Source organism: Streptomyces sp. NBC_00306 (genome assembly GCF_036169555.1).
Classification (GTDB): domain Bacteria; phylum Actinomycetota; class Actinomycetes; order Streptomycetales; family Streptomycetaceae; genus Streptomyces; species Streptomyces achmelvichensis.
In genome coordinates, this window is record NZ_CP108032.1 from 6,586,581 (window position 1) to 6,601,350 (window position 14,770).

Below are 14,770 nucleotides of genomic sequence, written 5' to 3' on the forward strand. Positions count from 1 at the left end.
GTCGCGTCAGTACAGGGCGCTCTTCGTCCGCCAGGTCTCCCACGGCAGATTCCACTCGCCGTAGCCGTTGTTGAGGGCCTGCGTGCCCTTGGCCTCGTTGCCCGTGACCTCGAACGGATCGCCCACCTGGACCTGGCCGTAGATCCACTTGGCGTCCGCGTCGCTCATGCCGATGCAGCCGGAACTCCGGTTGGCGTTGCCGAAGTAGCCGGTGTTCCAGGGCGCCGCGTGCGCGTACATGCCCGACCACGTCAGCCGCATCGAGTAGTCGACCATCTTGTTGTATGCGTCGCCGAGGCCCACGGTCTCCGAACGCATGTTGATCGTGCCCTCCTTCGCCATCAGCACGGTCCTGCCCCGCCAGGACGCCTTCTCGCCGCCCGGGGTGCCCGCGGACATCGGCACCTCCCTGACCGCGCGGCCGTCGCGCACCAGCGTCAGGCGGTGCCGGTCCAGGTCCACCGCGACCGACTGGCTCCTGCCGATGGTGTAGGTCGTCGCGTAGTCACGGACGAACCACCCGCCCGCTCCCGAGTCGATGCCGCTCAGCTCGGCATCGAGCGAGACCTTCGTGCCCGGCCGCCAGTACTCCTTCGGCCGCCAGTCGACCCTGTCCCTGCCCGACCAGTCGCGCATCCAGCCCCAGGAGCCCTCGGTGTTGTTCGAGGTGGTGACCTTGAGGTGCTTCTCCACCTGGGCCCTGTTCTTCACCGGGTGGTCGAACACGATCGACAGGGGGTGCGCGACGCCGACCGTGGAGTTCTTGCCCGGGGCCATCGCGAGCTTGTTGACCTTGGCGGGGGCGGCGGTGGCGAAAGCCGCCGTGGAGGCGCCTCCGCCGGTGTCCTTCGCCGCGACCGAGTAGCGGGTGCCCGGGGTCGCGGGGCGGACCGACGTCCAGCTCCTGCCGTCGTCGGCGATGCGTCCGTCCAGCCGTCCGCCCTTGGCGTCGGTGACCGTGACCTCCGCCAGCTTTCCGTCGGCGAGCGTCACCCGTACGGGCTCGCCGGCGGCCTGCTTGCCTGTCGGGGTCACCGAGATGGCGGGCCCGTCCTTGCCGTCGGCATCGGCGTCCGCCGTGCCGCCGGAACATCCGGTGAGCAGCACGGCAAGCACCGCGCCGCCGACGGACACGGCGGGGCGGACGGGTCGGCGGCCGAGCGGGAAGCGCGGTCGTGTGCGGCTCAAGGCAAAACCTCCGTTGCGGTCTTCGTCGCGCAGTGAGAGTCCGCTCCGGTGTCGCGGGTTCCGGAATTTCCCGGATTTCCCTCTAACTCCGGTGTGACGATAAACGCAGGGAAAGAGACGTTTGGTCCACGGCGAACGCGGGCCCGAGGCCGGCCGCGACCTCCTGCGGGCCGTGACCCCTGGTGTTCTGTCCGGTCGTCAGGCACTCTCGCCTGATGGATCCGGCACCGGCAGGAACGATCCTGCGACTGAGGCTGAGGCGGCGGGCCGAGTGGATACCGCTCGCCGCGATCGTGCTGCTCGTCGTCTGGGGCATCGCCACGGCGTCGATCGTCGACGGGCCCAACGGCACCTCCGGAGGCATCGCGCTCGCGGTCGTCGGAGTGCCGGTGGCCGTGTTCGCCGTCAGCTGCGCGGCGCATCTGGTGCGGCCGATGCGCCTCACCGTCGACGCCGGCGGGCTGGAGGTACGGCTGCCGCTCTGGCCGGCCAGGACCGTCCCCTGGTCCCGGATCACCGGCGTGAGCGCCCCGCCGGACCACGTCGTCGTCGACTGCGCCGCACCCGTCGGTGGCCTGCCGCCGACCTGCCGGCCACGGGCCGCGTACCGCAGACTCGCGGCCGACCTCGGACGGCCCGCCGGCGGTCAGGGGCTCTGCTTCGAGACGCGCGTCTTCGACCTGGAGGCGGCCGAACTGCTCGACGCGATCGCACGGCACGCCCCGCAGGGGACCCCGGTGCGTGCGGGACGGTCCTGACGGGGCGCGAACGCGGTCCTCTGTCCGGCAGTCCCCGGCGGGCGGACGACGACAGCTACGGCCCTCCCCCGTAGCCCTTCGGGCACGGGAGGTGCCCCCACGCCGCGTTGTCGGATCGCCCGGATACGACCGGCATGAGGGCGACCTTCCCCAGCCTCCGGCGGGGTGCCCCCATCGCCGTGCGATGCACCGCATCCGACGCCGCGCGCTGATCCAACGGCGATGACGGGGACAGCCCTCAGCTCGCTGCCTGGGCCGAGGGCCGCGGGGTGGGCAGCGGTGCCTGTGCCGCACGGGTGACGTCCGCGACCAGCTCGACCACGTCCGGTCCGTACGCCTGCGAGTTGACCACCTTGAGCAGCAGACAGAACGACGAGGCCCCGTGCTTGCGGGTGAGCTTCTCGTGGTTGCGGGCGAGATAGCGGGTCGCCGCCTGGTTGGTTATCGCGCGCTGGCCGCAGAAGAGGAAGACCGGCCGGGCGTCCTGGCCCGCGGTGAGCCGGGCGAGGAACACGTACTCGGCGACGCCGGGCTCCATCCGGTAGCGCTCCGACCCGATCTGGAACGCCCCCTGGTCCGGACCGGGCTCCGGATCGGTGTTGATCCGCACGCCGGGCAGCAGCGAATGCAGATGCGCGGCCATCCGGCGGTTGCTGAACGGGCCTCCCACGCAGAACTCCGTGCGCTCGCCGAAGCCCTGCTGGGCCGTGTCGTGCCAGACGATCTGGGCGTGCGCCCCGCAGCCCTTGATCAGCGCGGAGAGCTCCAGGAGGGCGAAGACGTCGAAACGGTGCACGGAGCCGTCCCGGCCGGCCTCACGGTTGACCACGAGCAGCGATTCGGAGTTCGTGGGCAGACCGAAGAATGCCTGCTTGCGACGGAGTTTGCGGCGCCACAGATACGTGCGCGCGAGCCAGCCGAGCGTGGCGCTGATGCCGGCGGCCACCACGCCGAGCACGATGTTGCGTACGTCGTCAGTCATGGGCGCGCATGGTAGCGGGGTTGTCGCGACATTGTTCGAAACGGTCCTGACGAGACGTGCGCGGTGAAGTTACGCTGCGCGGACGTACGTTGACTGGAGGTACGGATGCGTCGCTCCGTCGCACGGAATGTGTCGGCTCTGGCCGTGACCGCGGCCGTCATCTCGATCGGGGCCGCGGCCCCGCCCACCCCCTCGCCGCCGGGCGGGGCACCGGTCAAGAAGCCGGTCGCCGTGGGCTACGGCGGCGCCGTCGCCAGTGTCGACGCGGACGCGTCGGCCGCGGGCATCGAGGTGCTGCGCCGTGGCGGCAACGCCGTGGACGCGGCCGTCGCGACGGCCGCCGCGCTCGGCGTCACCGAGCCGTACTCCGCCGGCATCGGCGGTGGCGGCTTCTTCGTCTACTACAACGCCAAGTCCCGCACGGTCCACACCATCGACGGCCGCGAGACCGCGCCCCGCTCCGCCGACGCCTCCCTCTTCCTGGAGAACGGCAAGCCCATCCCCTTCGAGGAGGGCGTGACGAGCGGCCTGGGCGTCGGCACCCCCGGCACCCCGGCGACCTGGGAGTCGGCGCTGGACGCCTGGGGGAGCAGGCCGCTGGGGCAGCTGTTGCAGCCGGCCGAACGCCTGGCGAAGGACGGCTTCACCGTCGACGCCACCTTCCGCTCGCAGACCCAGTCCAACCAGGCCCGCTTCGCGGACTTCCCCGCATCGGCGGAGCTCTTCCTGCCCGGCGGGCAGCTCCCGGTCGTCGGCTCGGTCTTCAAGAACCCGGATCTGGCGCGTACGTACAAGGAGATCGCCCGCAAGGGCGTCGGCACGCTGTACCGCGGCGACATCGCCCAGGACATCGTGCGCACCGTCCGCACGCCTCCGGTGGCCAAGGGCGCCACCCGGGTCGTACGGCCCGGCGATCTGACCACGCGCGACCTGCGCGCGTACGAGACGATCCGGCGGGCGCCCACGAAGGTCTCCTACCGCGGCCTGGACGTCTACGGCATGGCTCCGGTCTCCTCCGGCGGCACCAGCGTCGGCGAGGCGCTCAACATCCTGGAGCGGAGCAACCTGTCGAAGGCCACGCAGACGCAGTATCTGCACCGCTTCATCGAGGCGAGCCGGATCGCGTTCGCGGACCGAGGGCGCTGGGTCGGTGACCCGGCGTTCGAGAAGGTGCCGACGAAGGGGCTCCTGTCGCAGCGGTTCGCCGACTCGCGCGGATGCCTGATCAAGGACGACGCGGTGCTCACCAGCCCGCTGGCGCCGGGCGATCCGAACAGGCCGGTGGCGTGCGGCGGATCGGGCACGGCGGCACCGACCACGTTCGAGGGCGAGAACACCACCCATCTGACGGCGGCCGACAAGTGGGGCAACGTCGTCGCCTACACCCTCACCATCGAGTCGACCGGCGGCAGCGGCATCACCGTGCCCGATCGGGGCTTCCTGCTCAACAACGAGCTCACGGACTTCTCGTTCGCCCCGGCCAGCCCGGCGGTGCACGACCCGAACCTGCCGGGTCCGGGCAAGCGACCGCGCTCGTCGATCTCGCCGACGATCGTCCTCGATGACGGCCGTCCCGTCCTCGCACTCGGATCCCCGGGCGGGGCGACCATCATCACCACCGTCCTCCAGTCCCTGACGGGCCGTCTGGACCGGGGCCTGCCGTTGGTGGACGCGATCGCCGCGCCGCGCGCCAGCCAGCGCAACCAGACGACGACGGAGATCGAGCCGGCTCTGTGGAACAGCCCGCTCCGCGGACAGCTGGAGAAGATCGGGCACGCCTTCCGGCAGAACCCGGAGATCGGCGCGGCGACGGGCATCGAGCGGCTGCCCGACGGCCGCTGGCTCGCCGCCGCCGAAAAGGTCCGCAGGGGCGGCGGATCGGCCATGGTCGTCCGCCCCAGCGGTGATCCGTACGGCCGCTGACCGAACGGCGCAAACGTCCGCCGCCCGTCCGGGGCCCCAAACCCCGGACGGGCGGCGGACGTTGGTCGTCCGGGGTCGGCGAGCGCCGGGTGGGGGCGATCGGATGTGCGCGTGAGCGGGTAAGGACGCTTTCCTTACAGAAAGGCGACACCCCCCATGCGCACTCGCACACTCGCGCTCGCCGTCTGCGGCGCCGCCCTCCTCGCGGCGGTCGCGCTGCCCGCTACGGCGAGTTCCGCGGCGACCGGCACCGGTGCCTTCCGCGAAGGCACGGTCACCGCGGCCGACCTGCTCGCCAAGGTGACGGGCTGTCCGCAGATCTCGAACGGCCTGTACCGGACCGACAGCGAGGCCCCGGCGACGATCCCGGTCTGCGGCAAGGACGGCGTCGTGTACTGGACGGCCGACATGGACATCGACTGCGACGGCCAGGTCACGAGCGCGTGCAACACCGGCACCGACCCGTGGTTCCAGGCCGCGACGGCCTTCCACCAGTCCGACGGCCGGGCTCTCGACGCCGAGCGGCTGCCGTACGTCGTCGTGCCGACCACCAGCGCCATCTGGAACTACGCGAGCGCCGGCATCAAAGGGGGCGGCGTGGTCGCCGTCATCCACAACAACCAGGTGCAGTACGCGGTCGTCGGGGACACGGGCCCCAGCCAGATCATCGGTGAGGCGTCCTACGCCACCGCCCGGGCGCTGGGCATCGACCCGGACCCGTCGACGGGCGGCACCGCCGCCGGGGTCACGTACATCTTCTTCCCCAACACCACGGTGCTGCCGATCGAGAACCACGAGGCGGCGGTGACCCTCGGGGAGACGCTTGCCAAGCAGTTCGTCGCCGGGTTCTGACGGCGGGGGATCCGGCGGCGGGGCCCTGCGGTCCGCGAGGGCACGGTCAGAGCGCGGTGAGGATGCGGGGTCCGTCGTCCGTGATCGCCACCGTGTGCTCCGCGTGCGAGGCGCGGCTGCCGTCGAGCGTGCGGACCGTCCAGCCGTCGCCCGCCGTGCGGTGGCCGTCGGTGCCGCCGCCGATCACCATCGGCTCGATCGCCAGCACCATCCCGTGGCGCAACGGCATGCCCCGGCCCGGGCGTCCCTCGTTCGGGACGCCCGGGTCCTCGTGCATGCTGCGCCCCACGCCATGACCGCCGAAGCCGTCCGGGATGCCGTACCCGGCCGTCCGGCACACGCGGCCGACGGCATGGGCGATGTCACCGATGCGGTTGCCGACGACGGCGGCCGCGATACCGGCCTCCAGGGCCTCCTCGGCGGTGGCGATCAGTCGTACGTCCTCGGGCCGGGCGCGCCCGACCGTGAAGCTGACGGCCGAGTCGCCCACCCAGCCGTCCCGGATCGCCCCGCAGTCGAGGCTCACCAGATCGCCGTCCCGCAGGCGGTATCCGTCCGGGATGCCGTGCACGATCGCGTCGTTGACGGACGCGCAGATGACCGCGGGGAAGGGGATGGGAGCCCATGAGGGGTGATAGTCCAGGAACGGTGATCCCGCCCCGGCCTCGTCCAGCACCGCCCGGGCGGCACGGTCCAGTTCCAGCAGGCTGACGCCCACGGCCGCGGTCTCGCGGGCCGCCGTGAGTGCCTGCGCCACGAGGCGGCCGGCCTCGCGCATCGCCTCGATCGAGGCATCGGTCTTGATCTCTACCATGCCAATTACTATACCGATCCTACCGGTATTGGAATACCAGCATTAGAATACCGCCATGGTGCGCACCCCTCTCACCCCCGAAGAGCGCGAACGCGGCGAACGGCTCGGCCGGATCCTGCGCGTCGCGCGCGGCGACCGCAGCATGGTGGAGATCGCCGCGGCCGCCGGCCTCTCGGCCGAGACCCTGCGCAAGATCGAGACGGGCCGGGCCCCGACGCCCGCGTTCTTCACGGTCGCCGCTCTCGCGCGGGTGCTCGGTCTGTCGATGGACGAACTCGTGGTGCGCTGCGCGCTGGTGCCGGCCGCCTGACGGGCCTCCGGGCCGATCAGGTACGACCCGGGCCTGCCGTTCGGAACAAGACCGGGTCAGTGACCGGGTTCCGGTGCGAGCGACGGGACCTCGCCCGCCACCGCGAGCTGGATACGGCGGTGGCGCGGCCGCTCGATCTCGTCGAGCAGGGCCACGGCCAGGTCGCCGTGCGCGATCCGTCCGCCGCCGTCGATGAGCCGTCCCCGGGCCGTCCGGTAGCGGCCCGTGCGGGGAGCTTCCGCGTCCAGGTCCATGGGCGGGACGACCATCAGCCAGTCCAGCTCCTCGGGCGCCCCGCGCAGGACGTCGAACTCCGCGACATGCCCCTGGGAGAACGCCCGGTACGGCTCGGGGAAGCCCGGATCGTCCATCACCCGTACACCCGGTGACGTCTCCAGCGTCGAGGCGATGCCCAGCGTCAGGAAGCGGCGCACGCCGGCCTCGGTCAGCCCGGTGACCATCGCCTCGGCCGCGCCCGTGAAGAACTCCTCCGCCGGGACGTCCAGCCGCGCCGCCGCGTTGACCGCCGCCTCGTGGCCCGCCGCGAGCCGGGCGACCGCTGCTCCGTCCGTCGCGTCGCCGGGTACGACCGTCACGCCGTCCGCCGCGAGATCCGGGTGTCTGCCGGGGTCGCGCACCACCGCTGTCACCTCGTGGCCGCGCGCCGCCGCCTCCGACACCGCAGCTCTGCCGACCCGTCCGCCCGCTCCGAAAACGATGATGTGGCTCATGTCCCGGACGGTAGAACGGAGGTGGCCGGTTACTGCAAAGGTACCGAGCGGACCCGGGGGAGCACGCAGGATGGAGCGCATGGAGACGAAGCCGGAGCCGCTGAGGCCGGACATGTTCGACGATCCCGACTGCTCGGCCGGGTTGCAGCCGTTCCGGTTCGGCGACAAGTGGTCCGGGATGGTGATGCGCTGCCTGGAGGACGGACGGCGCCGCTTCTCCGAACTGCGTGTCGCGCTGCACCGGGTGACCCCGAAAGTGCTCACCGAGACGCTCCGCGCGATGGAACGCGAGGGCTTCGTGAAGCGGACGGCGTACGACGAGAATCCGCCACGGGTCGAGTACGAACTCACCGCTCTGGGCCGCTCAGCACTCCAGCCGATGAACGCGGCGTGCGACTGGGCGCGTACGCACCGGCCCGAGCTCGTCGCGGCCCGGGATGCGGACCCGGAGTACGGGCGCGGATAGCCGGACCGGCCGCGCCAGGGGCCCCGGACACGGCGTAGTCTCGCGAACGTGACTGCCGAGGACTTCGCCGCCGCCAAGTACATCAGCGTGACCACGTTCCGTAAGAACGGAACGGGTGTCGCTACCCCCGTCTGGTTCGCCGAGGACGGCGGAAAGCTGTACGCCTGGACACGGACCGATTCCTGGAAGGTCAAGCGGCTGCGCAACGACCCGCGCGTCGTGGTGAGCGTGTGCGACGTGCGTGGGCGGATCGCCGAGGGCGCCCCCACCGCGGAGGGGACGGCCGAGCTCCTCGACGCGGCGGCGACCGCACGGATCCGCAAACTCCTGGCCCGCAAGTACACCTGGCAGTTCTGGCTGGTCGACTGGCCGGCCACGCTGGTGAGGCTCGGCAAGCGCCCGCACACCGGCATTGCGGTAACCGTCTGAAAACAGCGCGTAGCAGTGCCGTAACACGTCTGATGTCCAATGCCACCCAGTCGAGGGTGGGGCGGGACAGTGATGGCGGTGCATCAAGTACCGGCACAGACCGGTGTGTTCGCGCGGTACCTCAAGGGGCTGGCCGCGCTCCTGGACCGTGACGGCGGCTGGTACGCGGTCTTCCTGCACCGTGACCCGCAGGGCATGCAGGCGTGCCTGGACGGCTTCGAGGTCCCGCCGTGGGACGTCGTCGGATCACTGCTCCAGGATCTCGCGGTGGTGCGCGGACGGGAGTTCGTGGAGCAGGAACAGCTCCGGGCGAAGCAGCTGCACACGGCCTCGGCCGCGGCCCACGACCGCCGGCCGGGCGGTCGCGAGGCCCTTGTGGAGCGCCTGGAGCTGATGCGGCGCGAACTGATCCACGCCACCGGTCGCGACGAGGAGCTCATCCGTCTGATCGCCTCCGAACCGGAGGGCACGGAGACGGCGGAACAGCTGGCGTACGAGCTGGAGTGGGTCCGGGACGACCACGCGCGGGCCACCGCGAGGGTCGCGGAACTGCGCCGGCGCCTGGCCGCCCTTCCCCCACCGGAACACGGCCGGGCCGGCGCCCCGGGAGCGGCGGAGCGTGTGCCCCGGCAGGCGTCCCGCCCGGCCCCGGTGCAGTGGCCCGCTCCGGCACAGGAAGGACCCCGGCCCGGCCCGCACACCCACACGGCCGGGCCGTCCGCGGGGCCCGACCAGGGCAAGGGCAGGAGCAAGGACGGCGGCAAGGACGGCGGCAAGGACGGCGGCAAGACCAAGGACAAGCGCCGGCGCCCGCGCGGCGCCCGGTTCGCCGGCATGGAGGAGGACGCCGAGGCCGTCGCCGTGCCCGAACTCCCCGTCGGCGGGGATCTGCCCCGCGGGGCACGGTACGGCGGCGCGGGCACGGCTCCCGAACAGGAGCAGCCCGTCCTCGCCGATCCCGACGATGCCCTGCGCGCCGCGCGCGAGACCGTGCGCACCCTCGGGCGGCTGCGCGCCGAGGGCCGCAGCGGAGAGGCCCATGCCCTGCTCTGCGAGGCCGCCACCCTGCCCGCCACCTGGTTGCCCGTGCTCGCCGCCGAGCTCCACCGCGCCGGCCTGGAGGCCGACTGGGCCACGCTGCTGTGGGAGGCCGCCTCGCAGCCCGTGCTGCGGCTCGCGGCGATCGCCGGAGCCCTCTCCGGCGCCGGCCGCGCCCAGGACGGCCACCAGCTCCTGCGTCAGGGCGTGACCCGCCCCGCCGACGAGATCGCCGCCGCCGTGCTCTCCCTCGACGAGGACGGCCGCGCCCCCGAGGCGCTCGCCCTGCTCATCGCCTACGCCCAGCTGCACACCCCCGCCGACACGGCGAGAATCGCCGACCGCGACCCCGCCCGTCTCGTCCCCCGTCTGCTCGCCGCCGCCCGTGCCGGAACCGCGGCCCATGAGCGCGATCTTGTCCACGCCTTACGTGTCTCGGGCCACCTCGGCGCCTGACCCGTACGGTGTCGACCGCTCGGGTGCGAAACACGATCGACTCTGCGGGTTGACGACGATGGTCTTGCCCCAGTGTGTGACGGGGCTTACGTTCTCCATCTACGCATTCGTCTACGTGCGTAGAGGCCCTCTGCCGTTCGGCCGAAGGAGCAGCTCATGGCCACTGTCGTACGCGCCGCACTCGTCCAGGCGACCTGGACCGGCGACACCGAATCCATGATTGCCAAACACGAGGAACATGCCCGGGAGGCGGCCCGTCAGGGTGCCAAGGTCATCGGATTCCAAGAGGTCTTCAACGCCCCGTACTTCTGCCAGGTCCAGGACCCGGAGCACTACCGCTGGGCCGAGCCCGTCCCGGACGGTCCCACCGTCCGCCGGATGCAGGATCTCGCCCGCGAGACCGGCATGGTCATCGTGGTACCGGTCTTCGAGATCGAGGGCGCGGGCTTCTACTACAACACCGCCGCCGTGATCGACGCCGACGGCTCCTACCTGGGTAAATACCGTAAGCACCACATCCCTCAGGTCAAGGGATTCTGGGAGAAGTACTACTTCAGGCCCGGAAACGCCGGCTGGCCCGTCTTCGAGACCGCGGTCGGCAAGGTCGGTGTCTACATCTGCTACGACCGCCACTTCCCGGAGGGCTGGCGGCAACTGGGCCTCCAGGGTGCCCAGTTGGTCTACAACCCGTCGGCGACCTCGCGCGGCCTCTCCAGCTACCTCTGGCAGCTCGAACAGCCGGCCGCCGCCGTGGCGAACGAGTACTTCATCGCCGCGATCAACCGCGTCGGCGAGGAGGAGTACGGCGACAACGACTTCTACGGCACCAGCTACTTCGTCGACCCCCGCGGCCAGTTCGTCGGCGAGGTGGCCAGCGACAAGGCCGAGGAGCTCGTCGTACGCGACCTGGACTTCGACCTGATCGACACCGTCCGGCAGCAGTGGGCCTTCTACCGCGACCGGCGCCCCGACGCGTACGAGGGGCTGGTGCAGCCGTGAGTCATCTGTACGACCGGCACAAAGCCGTGATCCCCGACTGGGTCGCGCTCTACTACCAGCGCCCCATCGAGATCACACACGGCGAGGGCCGCCATGTCTGGGACGCGGACGGCAACCGCTACCTCGACTTCTTCGGCGGCATCCTCACCACGATGACCGCCCACGCGCTGCCCGAGGTCACCAAGGCGGTGAGCGAGCAGGCCGGGCGGATCATCCACTCCTCGACGCTCTATCTGAACCGCCCGATGGTGGAGCTCGCCGAGCGGATCGCGGCGCTCTCGGGCATCCCCGACGCGCGGGTCTTCTTCACCACCTCGGGCACCGAGGCCAACGACACCGCCCTGCTGCTGGCCACCGGACACCGCCGGTCCAACCAGATCCTGGCGATGCGCAACAGCTACCACGGCCGGTCGTTCTCGACCGTGTCCATCACGGGCAACCGCAGCTGGTCGCCGACCTCGCTCTCCCCGCTGCAGACGCTGTACGTGCACGGCGGCGTCCGCACCCGGGGGCCGTACGCCCACCTGTCCGACGCGCAGTTCATCGAGGCGTGCGTGGCGGACCTGGAGGACCTGCTCGGCCACACCCGCGACGTCGCCGCGCTGATCGCCGAACCCATCCAGGGCGTCGGCGGGTTCACCTCCCCGCCCGACGGGCTGTACGCCGCGTTCCGTGAAGTCCTCGACCGGCACGGCATCCTGTGGATCGCCGACGAGGTGCAGACCGGCTGGGGCCGTACCGGCGACCACTTCTGGGGCTGGCAGGCGCACGCCGGCAACGGACCGCCGGACATCCTCACCTTCGCCAAGGGCATCGGCAACGGCATGTCCGTCGGCGGCGTCGTCGCGCGTGCCGAGATCATGAACTCGCTGGACGCCAACTCCATTTCGACGTTCGGCGGCTCACCGGTCACCATGGCCGCGGGCAGCGCCAACCTCGCGTATCTGCTGGAGCACGACCTCCAGGGCAACGCCCGCCGCGTCGGCGGACTGCTGCTCGAGCGGCTGCGCGGGATCGGGGCGAGCGTGCCCGCCGTCCGCGAGGTGCGCGGCCGGGGGCTGATGCTCGGCATCGAACTGGTCAGGCCCGGCACCGACGAGGCCGATCCGCAGGCGGCGGCGGCCGTCCTGGAGGCCGCGCGCGAGGGCGGGCTGCTGATCGGCAAGGGCGGCGGGCACAACACCAGTGCGCTGCGCGTCGCGCCGCCGCTCTCCCTGACCGTGGCCGAGGCGGAAGAGGGCGCGTCCATCCTCGAACACGCTCTGCGCAGCGTTTAGGGCCCGATCCACACGACAGGCCCAGGGCCTGACGCCGGACAGGCCCCGCGCAGGGCCTGTCGTCGGGATCGGGCCCAGCCGACCGTACGTATCCCAAGGGAGCGCACCAGCCATGAGCAGCACCCGCACCCTCATCCGTGGCGGACTGGTCATCACCGCATCGGACGAGATCCACGCAGACGTACTGATCGAGGACGGCCGCATCGCCGCGCTCGCCGCGCAGGGGTCGGCCGTCTCCGAGCCCTGGACCGCCGACCGCATCATCGACGCGACGAACAAGTACGTCATCCCGGGCGGCGTCGACGCCCATACGCACATGGAGCTCCCGTTCGGCGGGACCTTCGCCTCCGACACCTTCGAGACGGGCACCCGCGCCGCCGCCTGGGGCGGCACGACCACCATCGTCGACTTCGCCGTCCAGTCGGTGGGCCGCCCGCTGCGCGAGGGGCTCGACGCCTGGTACGCGAAGGCCGACGGCAACTGCGCCGTCGACTACGGCTTCCACATGATCCTCTCGGACGTCAACGAGTCGTCCCTGAAGGAGATGGACCGGCTGGTCGAGGAGGGTGTCACCTCCTTCAAGCTGTTCATGGCCTATCCGGGCGTCTTCTACAGCGACGACGGCCAGATCCTGCGCGCCATGCAGCGCTCCGCCACCAACGGCGGGCTGATCATGATGCACGCCGAGAACGGCATCGCCATCGACGTCCTCGTCGAACAGGCTCTCGCCGAGGGCCGCACCGACCCGCGCTACCACGGCGAGGTGCGCCGGGTGCTGCTGGAGGCCGAGGCCACCCACCGCGCCATCCAGCTGGCCCGGGTCGCGGGCGCCCCGCTCTACGTCGTGCACGTCTCGGCCGAGGAGGCCCTCGCCGAACTCGCCGCCGCCCGCGACATGGGGCTCAACGTCTTCGGCGAGACCTGCCCGCAGTACCTCTTCCTGTCCACGGACAACCTCGCCGAGCCCGACTTCGGCGGCGCGAAGTACGTCTGCAGCACCCCGCTGCGACCGAAGGAGCACCAGGCGGCGCTCTGGCGCGGACTGCGGACCAACGATCTCCAGGTGGTCTCCACCGACCACTGCCCGTTCTGCTTCGTCGGGCAGAAGGAACTGGGCCGCGGCGACTTCTCCAAGATTCCCAACGGCCTGCCGGGCGTCGAGAACCGGATGGACCTGCTGCACCAGGCCGTCGTCGACGGGCACATCACCCGCCGCCGGTGGATCGAGATCGCGTGCGCCACCCCGGCCCGCATGTTCGGTATGTACCCGAAGAAGGGGACTATCGCGCCGGGCGCGGACGCCGACGTCGTCGTCTACGACCCGCACACCGAGCAGACCCTCTCGGTGGAGACCCACCACATGAACGTCGACTACTCCGCGTACGAGGGCAAGCGGGTCACCGGACAGGTGGAGACCGTGCTCTCTCGCGGTGAAGTCGTCATCGACCAGCGGAAGTTCACCGGCCGGGCGGGACACGGCCAGTACACCCCGCGCGGAACCTGTCAGTACCTCGGCTAGAAGGGGTCAAAGACCATGGACTTCGGACTCGTCCTGCAGACGGATCCGCCGGCATCCGGTGTCGTCGGACTGATGCGGCGCGCGGAGCGCAACGGCTTCCGCTACGGCTGGACCTTCGACTCGGCGGTGCTCTGGCAGGAGCCGTTCGTCATCTACAGCCGCATCCTCGAACACACCGAGACGATGATCGTCGGGCCGATGGTGACCAACCCGGGCACCCGGACCTGGGAGGTCACCGCCTCCACCTTCGCCACGCTCAACGACATGTACGGCAACCGCACGGTCTGCGGCATCGGCCGGGGCGACTCGGCGATGCGGGTCGCGGGCCGCAAGCCCAACACCCTTGCCCGGCTGGGCGAGGCGATGGGGGTGATCCGCGATCTCGCGGAGGGACGCGAGGCCGTGGTCGACGGTCAGCCGCTGCGCCTTCCATGGGTGCAGGGCGGCAAACTGCCGGTGTGGATGGCTGCGTACGGCCCCAAGGCGCTCGCTCTCGCGGGTCAGAAGGCCGACGGTTTCATCCTCCAGCTCGCCGACCCGTATCTCACCGAGTCGATGATCAACGCCGTGCGCACCGCCGCGTCCGACGCCGGACGGGACCCCGACGCGATCACCATCTGCGTCTCGGCGCCTGCCTACGTCGGCGACGATCTGGCCCACGCCCGAGACCAGTGCCGGTGGTTCGGCGGGATGGTCGGCAACCACGTCGCCGACCTGGTCTCGCGCTACGGCGAACACTCCGGCCTGGTGCCCGAGGCCCTCACCTCGTACATCAAGTCACGTGAGGGGTACGACTACAGCCACCACGGCCGCGCGGGCAATCCCTCCACGGACTTCGTCCCGGACGAGATCGTCGACCGGTTCTGTCTGCTGGGCCCGGCCGAGGCGCACATCGAGAAGCTGAGGACACTGCGCGAGCTGGGCGTGGACCAGTTCGCCGTCTACAACATGCACGACGCCAAGGAAGTGACGATCGACGCGTACGGCGCCGAGATCATCCCCGCGCTGAACGGCTGATATCCCCGTCA

The 14,770-nt window shown here is 71.2% G+C and carries 15 protein-coding genes; 11 read left to right on the top strand and 4 right to left on the bottom strand.

Annotation, left to right across the window (positions count from 1 at the left end; genetic code table 11):
- Positions 1 to 6: 6 nt before the first annotated feature.
- Positions 7 to 1,188, bottom strand: coding sequence for a L,D-transpeptidase (locus tag OHA05_RS29375; protein ID WP_328862164.1), 1,182 nt, complete (start codon positions 1,186 to 1,188; stop codon positions 7 to 9).
- Positions 1,189 to 1,403: 215 nt separating this feature from the next.
- Here OHA05_RS29375 and OHA05_RS29380 point away from each other — a divergent pair, with 215 nt between their 5' ends.
- The gene (locus OHA05_RS29380) at positions 1,404 to 1,946 is read left to right on the top strand and encodes a PH domain-containing protein (protein ID WP_328862165.1); all 543 of its coding nucleotides are present in this window, start codon (positions 1,404 to 1,406) and stop codon (positions 1,944 to 1,946) included.
- Positions 1,947 to 2,184: 238 nt separating this feature from the next.
- Here the strand turns inward: OHA05_RS29380 and OHA05_RS29385 are convergent, their stop codons facing one another.
- Positions 2,185 to 2,928, bottom strand: coding sequence for a hypothetical protein (locus tag OHA05_RS29385; protein ID WP_313943270.1), 744 nt, complete (start codon positions 2,926 to 2,928; stop codon positions 2,185 to 2,187).
- 105 nt (positions 2,929 to 3,033) lie between these two features.
- Between OHA05_RS29385 and ggt the strand changes: the two genes are divergently transcribed.
- Together ggt and OHA05_RS29395 are read left to right on the top strand one after the other, a co-directional pair.
- Entirely contained in the window at positions 3,034 to 4,851 is a 1,818-nt protein-coding gene (gene ggt, locus OHA05_RS29390; protein WP_328862166.1) for a gamma-glutamyltransferase, read from the top strand.
- A gap of 156 nt (positions 4,852 to 5,007) precedes the next feature.
- On the top strand, positions 5,008 to 5,703 hold the full coding sequence (locus OHA05_RS29395; RefSeq protein ID WP_313943267.1) for a glycoside hydrolase family 75 protein: 696 nt from the start codon (positions 5,008 to 5,010) through the stop codon (positions 5,701 to 5,703).
- Between the two features lie 46 nt (positions 5,704 to 5,749).
- Here OHA05_RS29395 and map read toward each other — a convergent pair whose 3' ends face one another.
- Entirely contained in the window at positions 5,750 to 6,517 is a 768-nt protein-coding gene (map, locus tag OHA05_RS29400; protein ID WP_313943266.1) for a type I methionyl aminopeptidase, read from the bottom strand.
- Between the two features lie 55 nt (positions 6,518 to 6,572).
- Between map and OHA05_RS29405 the strand changes: the two genes are divergently transcribed.
- Complete coding sequence (locus OHA05_RS29405) at positions 6,573 to 6,827, top strand: helix-turn-helix domain-containing protein (RefSeq protein ID WP_313943265.1); 255 nt, start codon at positions 6,573 to 6,575, stop codon at positions 6,825 to 6,827.
- A 56-nt stretch (positions 6,828 to 6,883) separates the two neighbouring features.
- Here OHA05_RS29405 and OHA05_RS29410 read toward each other — a convergent pair whose 3' ends face one another.
- On the bottom strand, positions 6,884 to 7,558 hold the full coding sequence (locus tag OHA05_RS29410) for an NAD(P)-dependent oxidoreductase (RefSeq protein WP_328862167.1): 675 nt from the start codon (positions 7,556 to 7,558) through the stop codon (positions 6,884 to 6,886).
- 79 nt (positions 7,559 to 7,637) lie between these two features.
- Between OHA05_RS29410 and OHA05_RS29415 the strand changes: the two genes are divergently transcribed.
- From OHA05_RS29415 to OHA05_RS29445, 7 genes are all read left to right on the top strand, one after another.
- A complete protein-coding gene (locus OHA05_RS29415; protein WP_328862168.1) occupies positions 7,638 to 8,024 on the top strand; it encodes a winged helix-turn-helix transcriptional regulator in 387 nt (128 codons plus the stop codon).
- Between the two features lie 48 nt (positions 8,025 to 8,072).
- Positions 8,073 to 8,453: a PPOX class F420-dependent oxidoreductase gene (locus tag OHA05_RS29420; RefSeq protein WP_328862169.1), complete on the top strand. Its 381-nt coding sequence runs from the start codon at positions 8,073 to 8,075 to the stop codon at positions 8,451 to 8,453.
- 72 nt (positions 8,454 to 8,525) lie between these two features.
- Positions 8,526 to 9,947, top strand: a complete 1,422-nt coding sequence (locus OHA05_RS29425) for a hypothetical protein (RefSeq protein ID WP_328862170.1) — start codon at positions 8,526 to 8,528, stop codon at positions 9,945 to 9,947.
- Between the two features lie 156 nt (positions 9,948 to 10,103).
- Positions 10,104 to 10,946 carry a nitrilase-related carbon-nitrogen hydrolase gene (locus tag OHA05_RS29430; RefSeq protein ID WP_313943260.1) on the top strand — a complete coding sequence of 281 codons (843 nt, stop codon included), beginning with the start codon at positions 10,104 to 10,106 and terminating at the stop codon, positions 10,944 to 10,946.
- Positions 10,943 to 12,223 (top strand): aspartate aminotransferase family protein, encoded by a 1,281-nt coding sequence (locus tag OHA05_RS29435; RefSeq protein ID WP_313943259.1) that lies wholly within the window; start codon positions 10,943 to 10,945, stop codon positions 12,221 to 12,223. Before OHA05_RS29430 ends, OHA05_RS29435 begins: the two co-directional genes overlap by 4 nt.
- 112 nt (positions 12,224 to 12,335) lie before the next feature.
- Positions 12,336 to 13,742, top strand: coding sequence for a dihydropyrimidinase (gene hydA, locus OHA05_RS29440; RefSeq protein ID WP_313943258.1), 1,407 nt, complete (start codon positions 12,336 to 12,338; stop codon positions 13,740 to 13,742).
- A gap of 15 nt (positions 13,743 to 13,757) precedes the next feature.
- Complete coding sequence (locus tag OHA05_RS29445) at positions 13,758 to 14,759, top strand: TIGR03842 family LLM class F420-dependent oxidoreductase (RefSeq protein ID WP_328862171.1); 1,002 nt, start codon at positions 13,758 to 13,760, stop codon at positions 14,757 to 14,759.
- Positions 14,760 to 14,770 lie beyond the last annotated feature (11 nt).

Bases quoted from the DNA above. Each gene is read 5' to 3' on its own strand.
- OHA05_RS29380 (WP_328862165.1), top strand. From the start codon at position 1,404: ATGGATCCGGCACCGGCAGGAACGATCCTGCGACTGAGGCTGAGGCGG.
- OHA05_RS29385 (WP_313943270.1), bottom strand. From the start codon at position 2,928: ATGACTGACGACGTACGCAACATCGTGCTCGGCGTGGTGGCCGCCGGC.
- ggt (WP_328862166.1), top strand. From the start codon at position 3,034: ATGCGTCGCTCCGTCGCACGGAATGTGTCGGCTCTGGCCGTGACCGCG.
- OHA05_RS29395 (WP_313943267.1), top strand. From the start codon at position 5,008: ATGCGCACTCGCACACTCGCGCTCGCCGTCTGCGGCGCCGCCCTCCTC.
- map (WP_313943266.1), bottom strand. From the start codon at position 6,517: ATGGTAGAGATCAAGACCGATGCCTCGATCGAGGCGATGCGCGAGGCC.
- OHA05_RS29405 (WP_313943265.1), top strand. From the start codon at position 6,573: ATGGTGCGCACCCCTCTCACCCCCGAAGAGCGCGAACGCGGCGAACGG.
- OHA05_RS29410 (WP_328862167.1), bottom strand. From the start codon at position 7,558: ATGAGCCACATCATCGTTTTCGGAGCGGGCGGACGGGTCGGCAGAGCT.
- OHA05_RS29415 (WP_328862168.1), top strand. From the start codon at position 7,638: ATGGAGACGAAGCCGGAGCCGCTGAGGCCGGACATGTTCGACGATCCC.
- OHA05_RS29425 (WP_328862170.1), top strand. From the start codon at position 8,526: ATGGCGGTGCATCAAGTACCGGCACAGACCGGTGTGTTCGCGCGGTAC.
- OHA05_RS29430 (WP_313943260.1), top strand. From the start codon at position 10,104: ATGGCCACTGTCGTACGCGCCGCACTCGTCCAGGCGACCTGGACCGGC.
- hydA (WP_313943258.1), top strand. From the start codon at position 12,336: ATGAGCAGCACCCGCACCCTCATCCGTGGCGGACTGGTCATCACCGCA.
- OHA05_RS29445 (WP_328862171.1), top strand. From the start codon at position 13,758: ATGGACTTCGGACTCGTCCTGCAGACGGATCCGCCGGCATCCGGTGTC.